Annotated in this window: 20 protein-coding genes; 10 read left to right on the forward strand and 10 right to left on the reverse strand. The window is 73.1% G+C overall.

The window, feature by feature from the left end; genetic code table 11:
- Window positions 1–3 precede the first annotated feature (3 nt).
- Complete coding sequence (locus tag ACFV5N_RS01725; protein WP_385592590.1) at window positions 4–696, forward strand: TerD family protein; 693 nt, start codon at window positions 4–6, stop codon at window positions 694–696.
- A 51-nt stretch (window positions 697–747) separates the two neighbouring features.
- Here the strand turns inward: ACFV5N_RS01725 and ACFV5N_RS01730 are convergent, their stop codons facing one another.
- The 8 genes from ACFV5N_RS01730 to ACFV5N_RS01765 all read right to left on the reverse strand — a co-directional run bounded on the left by ACFV5N_RS01730 (window position 748) and on the right by ACFV5N_RS01765 (window position 7,572).
- Window positions 748–1,404, reverse strand: coding sequence for a hypothetical protein (locus ACFV5N_RS01730; RefSeq protein WP_385592592.1), 657 nt, complete (start codon window positions 1,402–1,404; stop codon window positions 748–750).
- Window positions 1,401–3,212, reverse strand: coding sequence for an alpha/beta hydrolase (locus ACFV5N_RS01735; RefSeq protein WP_385592594.1), 1,812 nt, complete (start codon window positions 3,210–3,212; stop codon window positions 1,401–1,403). The genes ACFV5N_RS01730 and ACFV5N_RS01735 overlap by 4 nt, the downstream gene beginning before the upstream one ends.
- Window positions 3,209–3,541, reverse strand: a complete 333-nt coding sequence (locus ACFV5N_RS01740; protein ID WP_385592596.1) for a hypothetical protein — start codon at window positions 3,539–3,541, stop codon at window positions 3,209–3,211. The genes ACFV5N_RS01735 and ACFV5N_RS01740 overlap by 4 nt, the downstream gene beginning before the upstream one ends.
- Window positions 3,542–3,646: 105 nt before the next feature.
- Window positions 3,647–4,399, reverse strand: a complete 753-nt coding sequence (locus tag ACFV5N_RS01745; RefSeq protein ID WP_385592598.1) for a Tellurium resistance — start codon at window positions 4,397–4,399, stop codon at window positions 3,647–3,649.
- Window positions 4,400–4,499: 100 nt separating this feature from the next.
- Window positions 4,500–5,648 carry a DUF475 domain-containing protein gene (locus tag ACFV5N_RS01750; protein ID WP_385592600.1) on the reverse strand — a complete coding sequence of 383 codons (1,149 nt, stop codon included), beginning with the start codon at window positions 5,646–5,648 and terminating at the stop codon, window positions 4,500–4,502.
- A gap of 47 nt (window positions 5,649–5,695) precedes the next feature.
- The gene (locus ACFV5N_RS01755) at window positions 5,696–6,280 is read right to left on the reverse strand and encodes a TerD family protein (protein WP_385592602.1); all 585 of its coding nucleotides are present in this window, start codon (window positions 6,278–6,280) and stop codon (window positions 5,696–5,698) included.
- Between the two features lie 97 nt (window positions 6,281–6,377).
- Window positions 6,378–6,836, reverse strand: a complete 459-nt coding sequence (locus ACFV5N_RS01760; RefSeq protein ID WP_385592604.1) for a peroxiredoxin — start codon at window positions 6,834–6,836, stop codon at window positions 6,378–6,380.
- Between the two features lie 307 nt (window positions 6,837–7,143).
- Window positions 7,144–7,572, reverse strand: coding sequence for a DUF3052 domain-containing protein (locus ACFV5N_RS01765; protein ID WP_019433096.1), 429 nt, complete (start codon window positions 7,570–7,572; stop codon window positions 7,144–7,146).
- Window positions 7,573–7,968: 396 nt separating this feature from the next.
- Between ACFV5N_RS01765 and aceE the strand changes: the two genes are divergently transcribed.
- The 9 genes from aceE to ACFV5N_RS01810 all read left to right on the forward strand — a co-directional run bounded on the left by aceE (window position 7,969) and on the right by ACFV5N_RS01810 (window position 18,778).
- Window positions 7,969–10,701: a pyruvate dehydrogenase (acetyl-transferring), homodimeric type gene (aceE, locus tag ACFV5N_RS01770; protein WP_385592606.1), complete on the forward strand. Its 2,733-nt coding sequence runs from the start codon at window positions 7,969–7,971 to the stop codon at window positions 10,699–10,701.
- Between the two features lie 99 nt (window positions 10,702–10,800).
- Window positions 10,801–12,027, forward strand: coding sequence for an alpha/beta hydrolase (locus ACFV5N_RS01775; RefSeq protein WP_385592608.1), 1,227 nt, complete (start codon window positions 10,801–10,803; stop codon window positions 12,025–12,027).
- Between the two features lie 87 nt (window positions 12,028–12,114).
- A complete protein-coding gene (locus ACFV5N_RS01780; RefSeq protein ID WP_385592610.1) occupies window positions 12,115–12,987 on the forward strand; it encodes a DUF4429 domain-containing protein in 873 nt (290 codons plus the stop codon).
- A 449-nt stretch (window positions 12,988–13,436) separates the two neighbouring features.
- Window positions 13,437–14,774, forward strand: a complete 1,338-nt coding sequence (locus ACFV5N_RS01785) for a sensor histidine kinase (protein ID WP_385592612.1) — start codon at window positions 13,437–13,439, stop codon at window positions 14,772–14,774.
- Window positions 14,771–15,466, forward strand: a complete 696-nt coding sequence (locus ACFV5N_RS01790; protein ID WP_385592614.1) for a response regulator — start codon at window positions 14,771–14,773, stop codon at window positions 15,464–15,466. The genes ACFV5N_RS01785 and ACFV5N_RS01790 overlap by 4 nt, the downstream gene beginning before the upstream one ends.
- 154 nt (window positions 15,467–15,620) lie before the next feature.
- Window positions 15,621–16,721 (forward strand): alpha/beta hydrolase, encoded by a 1,101-nt coding sequence (locus ACFV5N_RS01795; protein WP_385592617.1) that lies wholly within the window; start codon window positions 15,621–15,623, stop codon window positions 16,719–16,721.
- The gene (locus ACFV5N_RS01800; protein WP_385592620.1) at window positions 16,705–17,937 is read left to right on the forward strand and encodes an acyltransferase family protein; all 1,233 of its coding nucleotides are present in this window, start codon (window positions 16,705–16,707) and stop codon (window positions 17,935–17,937) included. Before ACFV5N_RS01795 ends, ACFV5N_RS01800 begins: the two co-directional genes overlap by 17 nt.
- 92 nt (window positions 17,938–18,029) lie before the next feature.
- Window positions 18,030–18,608: a hypothetical protein gene (locus ACFV5N_RS01805; RefSeq protein WP_385592623.1), complete on the forward strand. Its 579-nt coding sequence runs from the start codon at window positions 18,030–18,032 to the stop codon at window positions 18,606–18,608.
- The gene (locus ACFV5N_RS01810) at window positions 18,605–18,778 is read left to right on the forward strand and encodes a hypothetical protein (protein ID WP_385592625.1); all 174 of its coding nucleotides are present in this window, start codon (window positions 18,605–18,607) and stop codon (window positions 18,776–18,778) included. The genes ACFV5N_RS01805 and ACFV5N_RS01810 overlap by 4 nt, the downstream gene beginning before the upstream one ends.
- Window positions 18,779–18,834: 56 nt before the next feature.
- Here the strand turns inward: ACFV5N_RS01810 and ACFV5N_RS01815 are convergent, their stop codons facing one another.
- Both ACFV5N_RS01815 and ACFV5N_RS01820 read right to left on the reverse strand, forming a co-directional pair.
- Window positions 18,835–19,848 (reverse strand): aldo/keto reductase, encoded by a 1,014-nt coding sequence (locus tag ACFV5N_RS01815; protein WP_385592627.1) that lies wholly within the window; start codon window positions 19,846–19,848, stop codon window positions 18,835–18,837.
- Window positions 19,845–20,339 carry a MerR family transcriptional regulator gene (locus ACFV5N_RS01820; protein ID WP_385592630.1) on the reverse strand — a complete coding sequence of 165 codons (495 nt, stop codon included), beginning with the start codon at window positions 20,337–20,339 and terminating at the stop codon, window positions 19,845–19,847. Before ACFV5N_RS01820 ends, ACFV5N_RS01815 begins: the two co-directional genes overlap by 4 nt.
- Window positions 20,340–20,420: the final 81 nt, after the last annotated feature.

Consider the following 20,420-nt stretch of genomic DNA (forward strand, 5'->3'; position numbering starts at 1 on the left):
CGTATGACGCATGCGCTGGACAAGGGGGCCACCGTTCGGCTGCCGGTCACCTCGGTGCGGGCGGTGCTGCGCTGGTCGCCGCGCGGGACGGGCGGCGTGGACCTGGATCTGTCGGCGCTGCTGCTGGGCGGTACGGGGCGGGTGCGCGCGCCGGGGGATTTCGTCTTCTACAACCAGCCGCGTCATCCCACCGGTCTGGTGCGGCGGCTGCCCAAACAGCGCGACGGGCACGGGCTGCTGGACACGGTGGAGGCGGAACTCGCCCGGCTGGATCCGGCGGTGGGCCGGGTGGTGCTGGCGGCCTCGGCGGAGCGGGGGTTCGACGCGGCCCGTACGCATCCGCATCTGCTGCTGTACGGGGCCTTCGCCGCCGAGCCGCTGGCCCGGTTCGCGCCGGAGCCGGGCCCCGGGGAGACGGCGGTGATCTGCGGGGAGCTGTACCGGGCCGGCGACGGCTGGCACTTCCGGGCCTCCGGGCTCGGGTTCCGGGGCGGTCTGGTCGCGCTGGCCGCCGAGTTCGGGGTGACGGCCGCCGCGCCGCCCCCGCCCGCCGTACGGTCTCCGGTACGGCCGCCCGATCCGCGCGGCGGCGCGGGGTACGGCTACCCGCCGGCCGGGGCCGCGCCGGTGGCGCCGGCCGCGCCCGATGTCGTGCTGCCGCCGCAGGGGCCGCAGTTCCTGCCCCCGGCGCCCTGACCGTCCCGGCCCGTCGCCGCCCGGCCGCGCGCTGAGCGGAGCGCGTACCCCTCAGTACTCCCCCGCAGGGCTCTCGCCCTCCGGGGTGCTGAAGCAGGCCGTCTGGAGGGTGACGCGCAGCTGGGAGTCGTCGCCCTTCCCGGCCAGGGTGATGTCGGCGGCGGTGTGCAGGCCGGGGTGCTCCAGCAGCAGGCGCGGGGAGCGGTTGGCGTTGTTGAGGACGCCGTCCTCGGTGAGGAGCCAGCCCTCGGCCGGGAGCCGCTGCCGCAGCCGGTCCATCGCCTGTTCCAGGTCGGCGCGCGGCAGCCGGTGGACGCCCCAGGCGTGGTACATCGTGAACAGCCGCTCGCGGTCCGGGTCCTCGGCACAGGCGTCGACGCCGGGTCCCGGGTCGGTGACCGTGGCGCCGTCGGCGGGCGCGGCCAGCTCCAGCAGCTGGTCGGAGAGCGCCCTGATCTCCTGGCGCGCGGTGCCGACCGGCTTCTCCGCCACCGGGCCGGTGCCGTCCTCGCCCTCGCCGTACCCGGTGCTGTCGCCGTGGTCCCCGGGCGCGCCGTGCGCCTCGTTCGCGTCCTTCGTCATGCTCGCGCCGCATCCCGTTGTCAGTGCCGTCAAAGCCGTCAGGGCCGTCCAGGCCGCCAGCGCGGCGAGCGCCGTCCGGACGGCCGCCGTCCCGGTCACCGGACGCCGCCGGGCCGCCGGGCTCATCCCCGTTCCACGTCGTCGTACCGGCCGGCGATCACCCGCGACTGGTTGCGCAGGCTCTGGGAGTTCTCGTCCCAGTAGGCGCTGTGGCCCGTGGAGTCGTTCGCCATGATATGCGCGCCGAACTGCTCGTCGGAGGGCACGTTGGGCACCAGGTCGGTCTTCAGGTACGGGATGCCGTACCGGCCGATCCCGATCCCGGCGTCGTTCTCGCCGAGGAACATCCGGCCCGCGTTGGGCACGATGTCGTCCAGGGTGCCGGCCGCCATCGACCACACGTGGTCACCGCCCACGCCCAGGTCCTCGGCGTAGGGCACGAGCATGCCGGGGCTGCCCACCGCCACGATGTCGTCGGTGGCGAGCCCGCCGCCGTCCTTGGCCGCCGCGCCGACCACGGTGCTGCCGTAGCTGTGGCCGATGACCGTGGTGTGCCCGGCGTCGGGGCCGCCGGCGTCGGGGCCGCCGGCGGCGGTCCGGAGCCCGGCGGCGAAGTCGCGCAGGGCCGGGGCGGCGTCCAGCGCGTAGCCGCGGGAGGTGGCCGAGGGGATGATCTCGCCCTGTTCGAAGGGCTTGGCGTTCTGGGGGGCGTCGTAGCCGAGCCACATGACGGTGGACACGCTCTCGCCCATGGCGGCGACCGTGCTCTCGCGCCACAGCCGGGTGGTGCGGACGAGGTCGCCCTCGACGTTCTCCAGCCGGGCGCCGGTGCCGGGGACGTAGACGGCGGTGTGGTCGGCCAGGTCGGGGTTGCCGACGGCGACGACGGCGCGGCCGTTGCCCTCGGCGGAGAAGGCGAGCAGGAACGTTTCGGGGAGTCCGCCGGTGCCGCCGGCCGCCAGCCGCCGCTGGATGGACTCCATGCCGCGCACCTGGCTGGCCAGCCGGTCGTGGTCGCGCTGCCAGGCGCCGTGCCCGGGGTCGTCGGCGGCCGGTTCCCGGGCCCGCAGCTCCGCCAGTTCGGTGCTGATCCGGGCGTACTCGATGTCCAGCACGCCCCGGTTGGCGCGGTCGCGTACGGTCGCGGGCAGCCCGTCCAGCGCGCCGACGGCGGCGGGGAACAGCGCGAGGTAGGTGTCCTGTTCGCGCTCGCTGAGCCCGTTCCACCAGGCGGCGTTCTCGGCCGGGGTCGCGCCGGCCGGGATGTCGGCGGCGGACAGCAGCCCGGTGAGCGCGGCGCCCACGGTGCGCAGGTCCTCGCCCGCGTCGGCCCACATCGCCGAGGTGATCCGCAGTCCTGGCTCGACGACGAGGGCGGCCAGCGTACGGGCGTACCGTTCGTCGATCTCCTCGGCCTGCCGCAGGGCCCGGCCGAGCCGCTGGGCGAGGCCGTGCGCCGTGATGGCGTGCGGGCCGCCGATGAGGGCGCGTACCGAGTCCAGGTAGTCGCCCACGGGGCCGTTGCCGCCGTGCCGGGCGGTGCCGCCGGGCCAGCCGGTCTCGCCGTCGGCTCCGGGGACCTCGGGGAAGGTGACGGAGCCGTCCTCGCCCACCGGGTAGCCGCGTTCGGCGGCCTCGGCGAGGGCGGCGCGCAACCGCTGCTGGGCGTCGGCGAGTTCTTCGGCGAGCCCGTCCAGGGCGGCGGCCACCAGGCCGGACTGGAGGCGGGCGTACTCGCAGTTGTCGGCGAGCACGGTGACCCGGCCGAGGGCGGCGGTGACGGTCTCCCCGGAGCGTTCGCGCAGGAGGTCGGCCATCTCCTGGTCGACGAACTCCTTCGCGGTGCCGGCCCAGGTGGCGAACTGCGACCAGTTGCCGCCTTCCGCGGCGAAGTCGGCGGGGCGGGCCGCGTTCAGCTGCGAGACGGTGATCACGGGGCGGCGGCTCCCCGCTCCAGCAGGGCGCCGGCGGCGGCCAGTGCGGCGCGGTTCGCGGCCTCGGTGCTCTCGAAGCCCCCTGCGGCGGCGACGAGTTGGTGTTCCAGGTCGGCCGCTTCGTCGCGCACCGTGGTCAGCCGTTCCTCCCAGCCGGTACGGACCTCCCGCAGCCGGGCCACCACGGCGAGGCCGCCCCCGGGCGCCGCGCCGTCGCCTTCGGCGTTGCGCAGCAGCCGCAGCAGTACGTCCAGATTCGCGGCGACCACGCCGGAGTTGACGGAGATTCCGCGCAACTCGCTCGGATCGACTTCCAGCCCGTTCGACAACGTCAGCTCCCCGCATCACCCGTTCGGCAGAGGGAAGCTATCAGGGCGGTGCCCCGGCGGACATGAGTACGGGTACTCAGATCCCCGGGGCCGCGTGTCCCGCCGTCAGGCGCGGCCGGCCTTGCGGCCCCGGGCCCAGGACATGCCCCAGCCGAAGAGGTGGTCGATCTCGGACTGGAAGCCGTAGGTGTACTTCACCTGGCGGCGCGCCACCAGGTGGCCTTTCTCGTCGTGTTCGATGAGCACCACCGCGCAGGAGTGGGCCTGGTCCGGCGGGTCGGTGAGGCCGATCTCGACGTGTTTGCCGTCGCTGGTGATGAGGGTGACGACCACGTCGGCCCGGGAGAAGGCGGCCACTCCGTCGTAGATGTAGACGAAGATCAGCAGCCGCTTGATCTCCTCCTTGTTGTCCAGGTTGATGTACATCTGCTCGCCTGAGGCGGTGCCGAACCGGTCGTCGCCGCTGAGCTTGATGTAGGGCGGCTCGCCGAATTCGCCGGTCAGCCCGCCGAGGGGCTGCACCACGCCCTTGGTGCCGTCCTTGAGTTCGTACAGACAGCCCAGGTCGAAGTCGAGGTTGGCGACCCCCTGGGTGTGGCCCTGGATCTCGGCCGGCTTGAACAGTTCCAGCGGGTGCCGCCAGGCGTTCATCCTGCGGTGGCTGGACCCGCTCATGTCGGTGCGCATCCGCCAGGAGAGGTCGACGCGCAGGGTGCCGGTGTCGGCGCCGCGCCGGGTGAGGGAGAAGTTGGGGTACCGCTTGGTGAGTTCGTACGCGTAGCTGGTCGCGCCGCCCACCGTGTCGAACTTCTGGGAGGGCTCGCGGCCGCGCTTGAGGTAACTCCACAGGGACGCCATGACCTACTCCACCAACCCTCGCATCCAACACGTGGCGGGGCGCCCTGGGTACGTGGCCCAGCGGCGCCCCGCCTGTTAGGTTTCCGCAATCCCGTGCCGCTCACACCCCGGAGGGTATGGCGGTTTTATCCGGGGAATCGTCCTCGCGCCGTGCCGCCGCCTCCGCGCGGTTGGCCCGCACCGAGGACCAGAAGGACAGGCCGATCAGCGCGACCCCGACGCCGCCGGTGACCCACTCGGGCAGGTGCCAGCGGATGCTGACCAGCAGCATGGTGGCCAGCGCGCCGATCGCGTAGTGGGCGCCGTGCTCCAGGTAGCGGTACTCGTCCAGCGTGCCCTCGCGCACCAGGTAGATGGTGAGCGACCGCACGTACATGGCTCCTATGCCCAGGCCGAGCGCCATCCAGAAGATGTGGTTGGTGATGGCGAAGGCGCCGATGACTCCGTCGAAGGAGAAGGAGGCGTCGAGGACTTCGAGGTAGATGAAGAGGAAGAACGCGGCCCGGCCTGCCAGGCCGACGACGGTGGGCTGCTGCCCGGCCGCCTTGGCCTCCTCGGCCGCCCTGGCCTCCTCGCGCTCCTCGTCCTCCTCCAGCTTGTTCTCGAAGAACCCGGAGAGCCCGCCGACCACCAGGTAGGTGAGCAGACCGGCGATGCCGGACAGCATGACGGTGCTGGACTCGTCGCTGTAGGTGCCGCCGTGCTGGTACGCGTGGGTGGCGACGGTGCTCGCGGTCAGCAGCAGCGCGGCCAGCGCGACGCCGACCGAGAAGGCGTCGATCCGGCCGAGTTTGGCCAGCGGACGCTCCAGCGGGCCGAGCCAGTGGACGTCCCGTTCCTGGAAGATGAAGTTCAGGAAGATCATCAGCAGGAACATGCCACCGAAGGCGGCGATGGACGGATGAGCGTCCGTGACCATCTGCTGGTACTGGTCGGGCTCGTCGAGCGCGAGCCGGACCGCGTCGATGGGACCGACACCCGCCGTGACGCTGACGATGGCGACCGGGAAGACCAGCCGCATACCGAACACCGCGATGAGGATGCCGATGGTGAGGAAGATGCGCTGCCAGAAGGCGTTCATCTTCTTCAGCACACCGGCGTTGACCACCGCGTTGTCGAAGGAGAGGGAGATTTCCAGGACGGAGAGGATCGCGACGACGGCGAAGCCCTCCCACCCCCAGAAGTAGAACGCTGCCGCCAAGCCGATGGCGGTGACCCCGAAGGACCAGCCGAAGGTTTTCAGTATCACGAGAAGTCCTGTCTCCCACGCCGGGCGTCACGGCGTCGTGTCACGGGTCAGACGTTGACGCCGTAGTCGAGTGCGATGCCCCGCAGCCCCGAAGCGTAGCCCTGGCCGATGGCGCGGAACTTCCATTCGCCGCCGTGCCGGTACAGCTCCCCGAAGACCATCGCGGTTTCCGTGGAGGCGTCCTCGGTCAGGTCGTAGCGGGCCAGTTCGCGGCCGTCCGCCTGGTTGACGATGCGGATGTACGCGCCGAAGACCTGGCCGAAGTTCTGCTGGCGGGAGTCGGCGTCGTAGATCGACACCGGGAAGACGATCTTGTCGACGTCGGGGGCGATGTTGGCCAGGTCGACCTTGATCTCCTCCTCGTCGCCGCCCTGGTCCGCGCTGCCGCCGACCAGCTCGTCGCCCATGTGCTCGACGGAACCGTCGGGGCTCTTGAGGTTGTTGAAGAAGATGAAGTGCTGGTCGCTGATGACCTTGCCCAGCGAGTTGGTCAGCAGGGCAGAGGCGTCCAGGTCGAAGTCGGCACCGGTGGTGGTGCGCGCCTGCCAGCCCAGGCCCACGGTCACCGCCGTCAGGTTCGGGGCCTCCTTGGTGAGCGAGACGTTGCCGCCCTTGGTGAGGCTGACTCCCACGGTGTCCTCCAGTCCGTTGTGATGCGGGTGCGGTGCGTGCGGGGACGCACGAACCGCCCCCAATATGTCATTACGACGCGTTGAGCGGTGATCCGGGTTACAGCGCCTTCAGGGCGGTGACGTAACTCTCGATGTCCCGGGCGTCCGGCAGGCCGTTGACGACGGTCCAGCGGACCACGCCCTCCTTGTCGATGATGAAGGTGCCGCGCACCGCGCAGCCCTTCTCCTCGTCGAAGACGCCGTAGGCGCGGGAGGTCTCGCCGTGCGGCCAGAAGTCGGAGAGCAGCGGGTACTCCAGGCCCTCCTGCTCGGCGAACACGCGCAGCGAGAACGGGGAGTCGTTGGAGACGGCCAGCAGCTGGACGTCGTCGTTGACGAACGTGGGCAGTTCGTCGCGCAGGGCGCACAGCTCGCCGGTGCACACACCGGTGAACGCGAAGGGGTAGAACAGCAGCACGACGTTCTTCTCGCCGCGGAAGGACGAAAGGGTGACCGACTGGCCGTGCTGGTTCTTCAGGGTGAAGTCGGGCGCCTTGGTACCGGGCTCAATCGCCATGGGCGGACATCCGTTCCGGTGTCGGTTTGCATCTGTCGCGCCCAGCCTACGTTGCGGCCCCCGGCCACCGGGACGGCGCCGGGGACCGCGCCAGGGCCTGTCGGCAAAGTAGCGCCGTCCGCCCGAAGGGCGGGCCCCGCGGCGTCTGGTGCGGTGCTCCCCCAGCTAACGCTGGGAGGGACCCCCATCGCTTCGCTCAAGGCGGAGGGTCGCCCTCATAGCGGGTTATTCGGGCGATTCGACAACGCAGCGAGGTGCCGTGCCAGACGTCGCGGGGAAGGCGGGACTTTGACGACAGGCCCTCGGGCTACTTCCGGCCCGCCGCCTTGGGGCTGACCAGCCGGCTGCCCGTCCAGTCCTTGCCCGCGTTGACGTTCTTCGTCTGGGAGAGTCCGGCGGTCTTCGCCGCTTCCCCGATCTCGCTCGGCTCGACGTAGCCGTCGCGGCCGGGCTTGGGGGTCAGCAGGACGATCTGCCCGCCCTCGTCGAGGAGTGACAGGGCGTCCACCAGGGCGTCGGTCAGATCACCGTCGTCCTCGCGGAACCACAGCAGCACGGCGTCGGCCACGTCGTCGTAGTCCTCGTCGACGAGTTCCTGGCCCGTGGTGGCCTCGATGACCTCGCGGAGTTCCTCCTCGGCGTCCTCGTCGTAGCCGATCTCCTGGACCACCATGTCGGGCTGGAAACCCAGCCTCACGGCAAGGTTGGTCTCCGCGTGGTCCGCGGTCGCGCTCACGGATTGCTCCTGTCCTGTCTCAGTCAGTACGGGTCGGGTCCGCGCAATGACGCGCGGCTTGGGCCGTAGTCCACACGGGCCGGGCGAATCGCGCAAGTACCCGGCCTGTGAACCCGGCCCGTCGTTGACGCCCGTGGCCCCTGTCGGCCATGGTTGCGTGATCTGCGTCATAGTTTCAGACGTCGGCCGCACGGTGAGCGGCACCCCGGTGTCAGGCCCTCAGGAGCGGCCGGATGGCGGTATGCCGGTGTTGTCCACCGGAGTGAGGAATACCGCCCGGTAGAGATGATTTCCCGCCGCCGCCCGGTACACGATGGGGGCGGTGCCGAATCCCCGCACAAGACCCCACAGCTCCCCACACCGCCCACCTCCCAGCGAAGGACGTGAAGGAACAGCGTGGCTTCCGGATCCGATCGCAACCCGATCATCATTGGCGGCCTGCCCAGCCAGGTCCCGGATTTCGACCCCGAGGAGACCCGGGAATGGCTCGACTCGCTCGACGCGGCCGTCGACGAGCGCGGCCGGGACCGGGCTCGTTATCTCATGCTCCGGCTGATCGAACGCGCCCGCGAGAAGCGGGTCGCCGTGCCGGAGATGCGCAGCACCGACTACGTGAACACGATCGCGACCAGGGACGAGCCGTACTTCCCGGGTGACGAGGAGATCGAACGCAAGATCCTCAACGCCACCCGGTGGAACGCGGCCGTCACCGTCTCCCGCGCCCAGCGCCCCGGCATCGGGGTGGGCGGGCACATCGCCACCTTCGCCTCCTCCGCCTCCCTCTACGACGTGGGCTTCAACCACTTCTTCCGGGGCAAGGACGGCGGCGACGGCGGCGACCAGATCTTCTTCCAGGGCCACGCCTCCCCCGGCATCTACGCCCGCGCGTTCCTGCTCGACCGGCTGGGTGAGCGGCACCTGGACGGCTTCCGGCAGGAGCGCTCCAAGGCGCCCTACGGCCTCTCCAGCTACCCGCATCCGCGGATGATGCCGGACTTCTGGGAGTTCCCGACCGTCTCCATGGGCCTGGGCCCGATCAGCGCGATCTACCAGGCCCGGATGAACCGCTACCTCCAGGCCCGCGGCATCGCCGACACCTCCCGCTCGCACGTGTGGGCGTTCCTGGGCGACGGCGAGATGGACGAGCCCGAGTCGCTGGGCCAGCTGACGATCGCGGCCCGGGAGAGCCTGGACAACCTCACCTTCGTCATCAACTGCAACCTCCAGCGGCTGGACGGTCCGGTCCGCGGCAACGGCAAGATCATCCAGGAGCTGGAGTCGGTCTTCCGGGGCGCGGGCTGGAACGTCATCAAGCTGGTGTGGGACCGCTCCTGGGACCCGCTGCTGGCCCAGGACCGGGACGGGGCGCTGGTCAACAAGCTGAACACCACCCCGGACGGGCAGTTCCAGACGTACGCCACCGAGACCGGCGGCTACATCCGCGAGCACTTCTTCGGCGGCGACCAGCGGCTGCGCGCCATGGTCGAGCACATGACGGACGACCAGATCCTGCATCTGGGGCGCGGCGGGCACGACCACCGCAAGATCTACGCGGCGTACCGGGCGGCCAAGGAGCACCGGGGGCAGCCGACGGTCATCCTGGCGCAGACGGTCAAGGGCTGGACGCTGGGGCCGAACTTCGAGGGCCGCAACGCCACCCACCAGATGAAGAAGCTCACGGTGGACGATCTGAAGGGCTTCCGGGACCGGCTGCGGCTGCCGATCCCGGACCGGGACCTGGAGGAGGGCCTGCCGCCGTACTACCACCCGGGCCGGCAGTCGCCGGAGATCCAGTACATGCACGACCGGCGCCGGGAGCTGGGCGGCTACGTGCCCAGCCGGGTGGTGCGGGCACGTCCGCTGACGCTGCCGGGCGAGGAGGCGTACAAGGCGCTGCGCAAGGGCAGCGGGCACCAGTCGATCGCGACGACGATGGCGTTCGTGCGGCTGCTGAAGGATCTGATGCGGGACAAGGGGATCGGGAAGCGGTTCGTGCCGATCGCCCCGGACGAGTACCGCACCTTCGGCATGGACTCGCTGTTCCCGTCCGCGAAGATCTACAACCCGCTCGGGCAGACGTACGAGTCGGTGGACCGGGAGCTGCTGCTGTCGTACAAGGAGTCGCCGACCGGGCAGCTGCTGCACGACGGCATCACGGAGGCGGGGTGCACCGCGTCGCTGATCGCGGCGGGTTCGTCGTACGCGACGCACGGCGAACCGCTGATCCCGGTGTACGTCTTCTACTCGATGTTCGGCTTCCAGCGCACCGGTGATCAGTTCTGGCAGATGGGTGATCAGCTGGCGCGCGGTTTCGTCCTGGGAGCGACCGCCGGGCGCACGACCCTGACCGGCGAGGGGACCCAGCACGCGGACGGGCACAGCCAGCTGCTGGCCTCCACCAACCCGGCGTGCGTCGCCTACGACCCGGCGTTCGGCTTCGAGATCGCCCACATCGTGCGGGACGGGCTGCGCCGGATGTACGGCCCCGACGCCGAGGACGTCTTCTACTACCTCACGGTCTACAACGAACCGATCCAGCACCCCGCCGAGCCGGAAGGACTGGACACCGAAGGGCTCCTCAAGGGGCTGTACCGCTACCGGGCGGGCACCGGCGGCACGGTCGCGGCGCAGATCCTCGCCTCGGGCGTGGCCGTGCCGTGGGCGGTGGAGGCCCAGCGGATGCTCGCCGAGGAGTGGGACGTCCGGGCGGACGTGTGGTCCGCGACCTCCTGGACGGAGCTGCGGCGCGAGGCGCTGGCCATCGAGGAACACCACCTGCTGCACCCGGAGGAGGAGCCGCGCGTCCCGTATGTGACGCGCGCGCTGCGGGACGCCCACGGGCCGGTGCTGGCGGTCTCCGACTGGATGCGGGCCGTCCCCGACCAGATCGCGCGCTGGGTGCCCGGCACGTACCAGTCGCTGGGCGCGGACGGGTTCGGCTTCGCCGACACGCGGGGCGCGGCCCGGCGGTTCTTCCACATCGACGCGCCCTCGATCGTGCTCGGGGTGCTGACCGAACTGGTGCGGGACGGCAAGCTCAACCGTTCGGTCCTGCGCACCGCGATCGACCGCTACCAGCTGCTGGACGTGGCCGCCGCCGACCCCGGACCGGAGGGCGGCGACGCGTAAGAAGCACATAAAGGCTGGTCAGGCCCTGTCGAGGTGTGTCACACGCCACGGCGGGGCCTGTCCGATTTGCGTCCTGAGGGCTCATATGATGCGCGCATAGTGCTGACTTTCGCCGCGCTCCGCCAGGACCGCCCTTCGTGGAAAGCCACCGCCCGGCGCGTACTGCTCCCCCTGGCGGTGGTGTTCGCCGTGCTGGCCACCGCCGGCTGGATGGCCAGGGGCGACACGCCGCCGCCCAGCGCCTACACCCGCGAACACGACGCCTGGTCCCGGGACACCCTGCACGGCGCGCCGCTGCCCGACCCCGAGCGTCCCGCCGCCGAGATCTCCGCCTTCTTCGCCGGCCTCACCGACGCCGAGGCCGACACGCTCGCCCTCACCTATCCCCTCGTCGTCGGCAATCTGGCCGGCGCCCCGCTCACCCTGAGGTACGAAGCCAATCGGGTGGCGCTCGCCGACGCCGCCGACGCCGAACGCGAGCGCATCGCCCTCGGCGGGTTCTCCCCCGCCGGGGCCCACGAGGCACAGCGCCGGCTCAACCGCTTCGAGACGCTGGCGTCGCAGGATCGGCAGATCCTCGCCTTCGACCCGAGCGGCCGGGGCAAGGTGGCCGAGGTAATCGGCGACCTGGAGACCGCCGACCGCGTCGCGCTGATCGTGCCCGGCGTGGACAGCGATCTGCTGGGCTTCCAGAAGACCGTCGGCAAGTACACGGCACCGGTCGGCATGGCCCAGGCCCTCTACCGCGAGGAACGGGAGCTGAACCCGGACCTCAACACGGCGGTGATCGCCTGGGCCGACTACGACGCGCCCACCGGCATCGCCATGTCCGCGTTCACCGGCGACCGGGCCGAGGCGGGCGCCGACCGGCTGCTGACCACCCTGACCGGGCTGCCGGGCGAGGCGCCGGTGACCCTGCTGTGCCACTCCTACGGCTCGGTCGTCTGCGGCCTGGCCGCCGACCGGCTCCCGGAGCGGGTCACCGACATCGCCGTCGCGGGCAGCCCCGGGATGCGCGCCCCGGACGTCACCGCGCTGGGCACCGGCGCCCGGGTGTGGGCGATGGTCGCCGAAGACGACTGGATCAGCGCCGTCCCGCACCTGGAGGTCGGCCCGCTGGGCCACGGCGCCGACCCGGCGGAGCCCGGATTCGGGGCCCGGCTGCTCAGCGCCGGGGACGCGGACGGGCACGGCGGCTACTTCGAGCCGGGCGCCGAGAGTCTGGTCAATCTGGCGCTGGTGGCGACCGGCGCGGTGGACGATGTCCGGTGCGCGCCCGGGGTGTCCTCCTGCGCGCAGTCCGACCCCTGCGCGGTCCTGACGTGATGCGCGTAGCGCTCCTGGCTGGCGACCACTCGACACACTCGGACGCGAGAGGCGAAAGCGTCAGCGCGGGCGCATACGATAACCCGCATGGGTGATGTGCTGGCGGGAATTCATTCCTCCTGGGAGTTCGACACCGACTCCGTGCTCATCCGCTTCGAACGGGGCATACGTACGCCGAAGCTTTTCCAGATACTCGGCGAGCGCCGTATCCCGTACGAGGCGCTGAGTTCGGTGGAACTCGTCCCGGGAAAGCGCAAGGGAACGACGGTGCTGCGCGCGGTGCCCCGGCCGGGCGCCGACCCGCTGCTGGACGCCGCGGCCGGACAGCTGAAGTCCTCCGCCGATCCGTACCGGCTGCTGCTGCCGGCCGAGCGGGAGACGCTGGCCGAGTACTACGCGGACGAACTGCGGGCGGCCCTCCCCGCGACCGCCGCCGAGCCGGCGGACGGCTACCTGGTGGCGGCCCCGGCGGCGCCGCTCCAGTTCAAGGCGTACGACGCGCGGGTCTCCTTCGACGGTGACGTGGTGTCCTTCCGCTGGTTCTCCACCGGCGCCTCGTCGGCGAAGTGGAAGGCCGGCGACCAGTTCTTCCAGGTCAGCGAGCTGGCCGGCATCGAATGGCGCTCCCCCGAGATCGCCGGCGGCCACCTGCGCCTGCTGCGCCCCGGCCCGGACGGCGAACCCGAGCGCCCGACGGCCGAGCCCGACCAGGATCCGACGGCGGTGTGCTTCGGCCTGGGTTATGGCCTGGTCCACGAATCCCTCCCGCTCGCGGCGGCGGTCCTGGCGGCCGTCACCAGCACGGATCCGGCCCCGGCCCCGACGAAGGCCCACCACCACCGCGCGGACCCGGCCGACATCGCCGACCGCATCCGCCACCTGGGCGACCTGCACGGGGCGGGGCTGCTGACGGACGAGGAGTTCTCGGAGAAGAAGAAGGAACTCCTGGCGGAACTGTGACGCTTCCGGCGCGGACGCCTCCCGGGTGAGCACCGCCCGGCCCGGCCCGCTCGACCCGGCACGAGCACCGCCCCCGGGCTGCCCCCACACCACCCGGCACGCCGGGGAAGAACGGCCCCAGCTGAGCACCGCCCCGGGCCGTCCCCCACAACCCGGCACGCCGGAAGGAACGTCCCGGCACGAGCCCCCCTCCCCGGCCGTCCCCCATCGGCCCGGCACCGGGCCGCTCCGCACCCACCTGGGAGCGGCCGACCGCACCCGCCGACCGCGCGCTCCCGGCCGACCGCGCGCCACGTGCCACCGCACCGGGACACGGCCGACGGCCGTCCGCCATCGGCCCGGCGACGTATCGCCGCACCTCGCACGCCTCCGGGCACACCGCCCCGCCGCCCGCTCCCCGGCCCCCGCCGTCCGTGGCCCCGCCGACCGCAGGTCGTACGCTGTGCGGCGTGGGGATCTCCGAGGCGGGTGCCGGGCGGCTGTGGGCCGCCGTGCGGCGGCAGGGTGCGCTGTTGTCCGAGGCGCTCGCCGTGCCCGAGACCGGTGAGGCGCCGCTGGCGCGCTCGTCCCGGGCGTGGGTGCGGCTGCTGCCGCATCTGCTCGGGTTCGCCGCCGCCGCCGCGCTGCTGCCCACCGGCGTCGTCGTGCTGCTCAACGACTACGGTCTGCCCGGCGGCCTCGCGGGCCCGCTGGGGGCGGCCTCCGCCGCCCCACTGCTGCTGGCCGCCGCCCGGCCGCTGGCCGCCTGGTACATCGTCTTCTGCGCCAACGTCCTCACCGCCCTCGCCCTGCTGATCTGGGCGGACAGCCTCGGCAACCAGGCGTGGCCCTGGCCGCCCCCCGCGATCATCGGCTATCTGCTGCTGTGTCTGCCGCTCGCGCTGCGCCGTCCGCGCCGCACCACGGTCGCCGTGTGGCTGGTGACCGTGGTCGCCGCCGTGTTGCTGGGGCTGCTGAGCCCGGGGCGCTCCCCCAGTTCCAATGTGCTGTTCGTGGTGCTGTCCGGGGTCGTGCTGCTGCTGGGTGGCGCCGTCCGGGAGCGGTCGGAGGCCCAGCACACCACCGAGGTCGAACGCGCCCGCCGCACGCTGCTGGAGGAGCGCGCCCGGATCGCCCGTGAGCTGCACGATGTCGTCGCGCACCACATGTCCGTGATCACCGTGCAGGCGGACAGCGCCCCGTACCGCATCGAAGGGGTGCCGGAGGCGGCCCGCGCCGAGTTCGCGGCGATCGCCGGTACCGCCCGGCAGTCGCTGGCCGAGATGCGGCGGCTGCTGGGCGTGCTGCGCAGTGAGGGCAGCGGCGGCGATCCGCAGCTGGCCCCGCAGCCGGGGCTCGGTGAGCTGGACGCGCTCGTCGAGTCGGCCGTACGCGCCGGGGTGGCCGCCCGGCTCACGGTCTCCGGCGTGCCCGGCGTGGGCGGTGCGGACGGTGCGGACGGCGCCGGGGAGAACGGTGAGCTGCCGCAGGCGGTGACGCTGAGCGCCTACCGGATCGTCCAGGAAGCGCTGGCCAACGTCGTCCGGCACGCGCCGGGCGCCGACGCGGCGGTCACGGTGGCGGTGGACGCCGACCGGGCCGCGCTGCGCGTGGAGATCGTCAACGGCCCGGCGTCCGTACCCGCCCGGCCCCTGGAGACGCACGGCACCGGGCACGGTCTGATCGGCATGCGGGAGCGCACCCGCCTGGTCGGCGGCACCCTGGACACCGGCCGGACGGCGGACGGCGGCTTCCGGGTCGCGGCCGTGCTGCCACTGAACGGAACCACCCCGGGGGAGAACGCATGACCAGCACCGGTGCCGCCATCACGGTGGCGATCGTCGACGACCAGGCGATGGTCCGGGCCGGGTTCGCCGCGCTGCTCGCCGCGCAGAGCGACATCGACGTGGTGGGCGAGGCCGTCAACGGCGCCGAGGGGGTGGAGCTGAGCCGCCGCGCGCACCCGGACGTGGTGCTGATGGACGTCCGGATGCCCGTGATGGACGGTCTGGAGGCAGCCCGCCGGCTCCTCGACCCGCCGCCGGGCGTGCTGCACCGGCCCCGGGTGCTGATGCTGACCACCTTCGACGTCGACGACTACGTGTACGAGGCGCTGCGCGCCGGGGCCAGCGGCTTTCTGCTGAAGGACGCCCCGCCGGCCGATCTGATCGCGGCGGTGCGGGTGGTGGCCGCCGGGGACGCGCTGCTGGCGCCCTCGGTGACCCGGCGGCTGATCGCCGACTTCGCCGCCCGCCCGGCCGGGCCGCGCCGCTCGGAGCCGGCGCTGCGGCTGAAGGGGCTCACGGCGCGCGAGTCCGAGGTGCTGGTGCTGGTGGCCAGGGGCCAGTCCAACCAGGAGATCGCCGCCTCCCTCTTCGTGGCCGAGCAGACGGTGAAGACCCATGTCAGCCGCATCCTGGGCAAGCTGGGCCTGCGCGACCGCGCCCAGGCGGTGATCTTCGCCTACGAGTCGGGGCTGGTCTCCCCCGGCGACCACTGACGCCCGGCGCCCGGCCCAGCACCGGCAACCCCGGCACGGCCCGCTCCCGCCACCCCCTACCCCGGTATGACACCGGGAATGGCTCCCCGGTGTGACGCGGTGACGCACACCTCCCCCGCACTCTCCCTCCCGTCCGGAGAAGAGGGAGAGATACATGCCGCGCCGCCGACTCACCCGCGCGCTGGCCACCGCCGTCCTGGCACTGGCCGCCGCCACCGCGACCGGGGGGTGGACCTTCGGTCCGCACACCGCGATCGTCGAGGGCCCGCCGCCCGGGGCGGCGGCCTGGCGGGCGGACGACAGCCTGGGCGTCCCGCTGCCCGATCCGGCCACGGCGGCACCGGCCGAGGTGGCGGCGTTCTTCGCCGGGCTGAGCGAGCCGCAGCGCGCGCAGCTGGCGGCCCGTCATCCGCTGACGGTCGGCAACCTGGACGGCGCCCCCGTCGAGCTGCGGTACGCGGCCAACGCCCGTAACTGGCAGGCGTTCCACGGCACCGCGCCGGAGCCGGGACGGCAGCTCCTCGCCTTCGACCCGCGCGGCCGGGGCACGTTCGCCGAGGTGTTCGGCGATCTGCCGTCCGCCGAGCGCGTCGCCGTCGTCGTGCCGGGCAGCGACAACGACCTGGACAGCCACCGCACCCCCACCACCTGGGCGCGCGGCCTGCTCGCCGAGCTGGCCGCCCACGCGCCGGACGTCCCCACCGCGACGATCGCCTGGGTCGGCTACACCACCCCGGACGGCGTCGGCCCCGACCAGGCCACCGACCGGCTGGCGCGCGCCGGGGCCCAGCGCCTGGACCGGTTCCTGGCCGGCCTCGCCCACACCACGTCCCCGGCCGCCGCGCCCACCGTGCTGTGCCACAGCTACGGCTCGGTGGTGTGCGGGGTGGCCGCCCGGGACGCCGGGGCGGCGTTCGCCGCCGGGGACCTGGTGTTCCTCGGCAGCCCCGGCACCCGGTCCGGTTCGGCCGCCGCCCTGGGCACCGAGGCGCGGGTGTGGGCCTCGCGCGCGCCCTCCGACTGGATCAGCGCCGTCCCCAACGTCCAGGTCCTGGGCCTGGGGCACGGCACCGACCCCACCGACCCCACGTACGGGGCCCGGGTGTTCACCTCCGACGACGTGACCGGCCACGCCGGCTACGCGGCCCCGGGATCCGACGCGCTGCACAACCTCTCCGCCATCACCTTGGGCGCCTACCAGCTGGTCAGCTGCGCCCCGACCTCTCCGGAGTGCTCCGATGTCCCTGTCCTCTGAGGTCCGCGCCGCCGCCACCGCCATCGAGGCCCGCACCCCCGCGCACCGGGACCGCGCCATCGACGGGCTGCGGGCGCTGGCGCTGCTGTCGGTCCCGGCCGGCCACTGGCTGGTCGGCGGGTTCACCCTGGACGACGCGGGGGCGCTGCACAACGCCAGCCCGCTCGCGGCGCTCGGGGCGCTGGCCCCGGCCAGCTGGTTCTTCCAGCTGCTGGGCGTCTTCTTCCTCGTCGGCGGCTACGCGTCGGCCCTGTCGCTGCGCCGGGCCCGGGAGCGCGGCACCGGGTCCGGCGCGTGGCTGCGCGGCCGGCTGCTGCGGCTGGGCCGTCCGGTGCTCGGGGTGACCGCCGTGTGGGCGGCGCTGCTGCCGCTGCTGTCGCTGGCCGGGGTGCCGGGCGCCACGCTGCGGACGGCGTCGGTGCTGGTGGTGCAGCCGCTGTGGTTCGTGGGCGTGTACGCGGTGATCACCGCGCTCACCCCGTACGCGCTGCGCGCCGCCGAACGCGCCGGGCTGTGGTCGGCGCTGCCGCTGCTGACGGCGGTCGCGGTGGTGGACGCGCTGCGGTACGGCCCGTACGCGGAGGCGATGCCGTCCTGGCTGGGGCTGCTGAATTTGCTGCCGGGCTGGCTGTTCGGCTACCAGCTGGGGCTGGTGTGGGGCGTGGGGCGGCTGTCGCGGCGGGCGGCCGGGTGGCTGCTGCTGGGCGGCGGGGCGGTGCTGTTCGCGGTGCTGCTGACCGTCTTCGGCTACCCGGCCTCCATGGTGGGCGTGCCGGGCGAGGCGCGGACGAACTCCCACCCGCCGTCGCTGCTGGTGCTGGCGCTGGCCGCCGCGCAGTCGGGCATCGCGGTGCTGGTGCGCGAGCGGCTGGCGGCGCTGCTGGCCCGGCCGGCGCTGTGGGCGCCGGTGGTGGTGATCAATCTGAGCGCGATGACGATCCTGTGCTGGCACCAGAGCGCCATGCTGGCCGCCGCGGTCCCGGCGGCGGCGCTGAACGGCGGCGCGGCGGTGGCGGGCCTGACGGCCGCCCCGGCGACGCTGGGCTGGGTGGCGGCCCGGCTGCTGTGGCTGCCGCTCTTCGCGGTGCTGCTGCTCGGCATCGGGGCGCTGACCAGGCGGTTCGAGCAGCCGTGGGCGGGTGTTCCGGCGGGCGGGCGGGCGCTGGCGGGGGTGCTGGCGGCGGCGTTCTCGCTGTACGCGTTCGCCGTGGTCTGAGGCGCCCGGGAAGGGTTACCCGGCCGGTCCCGGGTACCCGGAGACGGCACGACGGGGGCCACGCGGCATGCGAGGACCGAGGACCGACTGCGATGGCGGACAGAAAGCGGACATGGCGCTGGCACCGCTCCCCGCTGCGGCGGCGGTGCGATGTGGTGGAAGCCGTGGTGCTGCTGGTGCTGTCGGTGCTGCTGGTGGCCGGGCCGGTGCTGGTGGGGACGCTGGCATTCTCCAGTTCCTGGCAGACGGCCGTCCGGCAGGAGCAGACCCGGCACAGCATCCCGGCGGTGGTGGTGGACGACACCCGCTCCGCCGCCCCGAACCCGGCGGTGCGGCCGAGCAACGGCGAGACCACCGCGACCGTACGCTGGCAGGAGCCGGACGGCACGGAACGTACGCAGACGGTGCCGCTGGAGCGGGGCGGCGAGCCCGGCGACCAGGTGACGGTGTGGCTGGACAGCTCCGGTTCCCCGACCGAGGCGCCGCCGGGGCCGGTGGCCCGGGCGGTGCAGTCCTCGGCGTCCGGCCTGCTGGCGGCGGGCGGCGTGGGGGCGGCGCTGCTGCTGGCGCGGCATCTGGCGCGGGAGCGTTTCGAACGCCGCCACGACCGCTCCTGGAGCCGGGAGTGGATGGAGGTGGAACCCCGATGGGCACGCCGGTATCACTCGTGAGGTCCGCCCTGCGGTCCCGCCGTGTGCGGCGGCTGCTGGCGCCGCTCGCCGCGTCGCTGGCGTACCGCCTGCTGTACGCGGTGCTCGGGCGGCTCGCGCGGCGCCACGACCGGCGGCAGCACGGTGCGCCGGGTGCGCCCGGCGGTCGTCCCGGTGGTCGCGGGGAGTGAGGCGCGGGGCCGGTACGGGTCCCCGCCTTCACGCCCGGCCGTTCACTCCCGGCCCGTCACTCCCGCCCGGCCGAGGTGAAGCTCATGTCGGCGTAGCGGTCACCGGCCACCCGGGAGGCGAGGGGTTCCAGGAGGGCCCGCTCCTCGTCGGTGAGGACGATCCGGGTGGCGGCGGTGTTCTCCTCGACCCGGGAGACGTGCCGGGTGCCCGGGATGGGGATGACCGTCATGTCGCGCAGCGGGCCCTGCTGCTGCACCCAGGCGAGGGCGATCTGGCCGGTGGTCGCGCCGTGGGCCTCGGCGACGCGCCGCAGCGGGGTGAGGAGTTCCCGGTTGGCGGCGAGGTTGTCGCCGCTGTAGCGGGGCTGCTGACGGCGGAAGTCGTCGGCGCTCAGGTCGGTCCGGGTGTCGGCGAAGGCGCCGGAGAGGAACCCGCGCCCCAGCGGTGAGTAGGGGACGAAGGCGACGCCCAGTTCCCGCGCGGCGGGGACGGCGCTGCGCTCCACGTCGCGGGAGAACAGCGACCACTCGGACTGGAGCGCCGCGATGGGGTGCACGGCGTGCGCGGCGCGCAGTTCGGCGCCGGTGACCTCGCTGAGGCCGAGCCGGCGCACCTTGCCCTGCTCCACCAGCTCCGCCATGGCGCCGACGGATTCCTCCAGGGGAACGGCCGGGTCGCGGCGGTGCATGTAGTAGAGGTCGATGACCTCGATGTCCAGGCGCCGCAGGCTGCCCTCGACGGCCTCGCGCACATAGGCGGGGTCGTTGCGGATGATCCGGCGCGCCGGGTCGGCGGGGTCCTGCTGGAGGGCGAACTTGGTGGCGATGGTGATCTCGTCGCGGTGGGCGCGGACGAACGGGGCCAGGAACTTCTCGTTCTCGCCCGCCCCGTACATGTCGGCCGTGTCGTAGAGCGTGACGCCGAGTTCGAGGGCGCGCTCCAGGGTGGCGCGGGCGGCGTCGGCGTCGGTGGGGCCGTAGAAGGCGCTCATGCCCATGCAGCCCAGGCCCTGGACGCCGACGAGCGGGCCGCCGGTTCCCAGCGGCACCCGGTCGAGGGTGGTGCTCATGATCGGTGCTCCTCGGTGGTGTAGAGGTCGATCTTGAAGTCGAGGACGGAGAGGGTGCTGTTCAGTTCGGCGATGCGGCGGAGCACGTCCTCGCGCGTGGCCACCAGCAGGGCGCGGCGTTCGGGATAGGTGTGGTCCCCCTGCCGTACGAGATCGGCGTAGCGCACCATGTCCGCCACCGCCATTCCGGTCAGCCGCAGCTTGCCGACGAAGGCGAGCCATTCGAGGTCGCGGTTGGTGTAGCGGCGCTGGCCGGTGGGGGAGCGGCCGACGTGCGGCATGAGGCCGATGCGCTCGTACCAGCGCAGGGTGTGGACGCTCAGCCCGGTGTGGGCGGCGACCTCGCTGATGCTGTACAGGTCCCGTCCGTGGGGCCGGGGGTGCGGCCGGTCCACGGAGGCGCACAGGTCCTCGTCCGCGGCCGTGTCCTGGGGTGCGTCCGCCGCCGGGGCCGGTGCCGGAGCGGGCGGTGCCGGCTGAGTCGGGGTCATGGGACCACGCTAAGGAGGTGGAGCGCACTCCAGGCAAGGGGTGTCCGGCCCGGGCCGTGGCGCCCGCACCGCCGGACGGCG

The organism is Streptomyces sp. NPDC059853 (assembly GCF_042731495.1).
Taxonomy (GTDB): Bacteria; Actinomycetota; Actinomycetes; order Streptomycetales; family Streptomycetaceae; genus Streptomyces.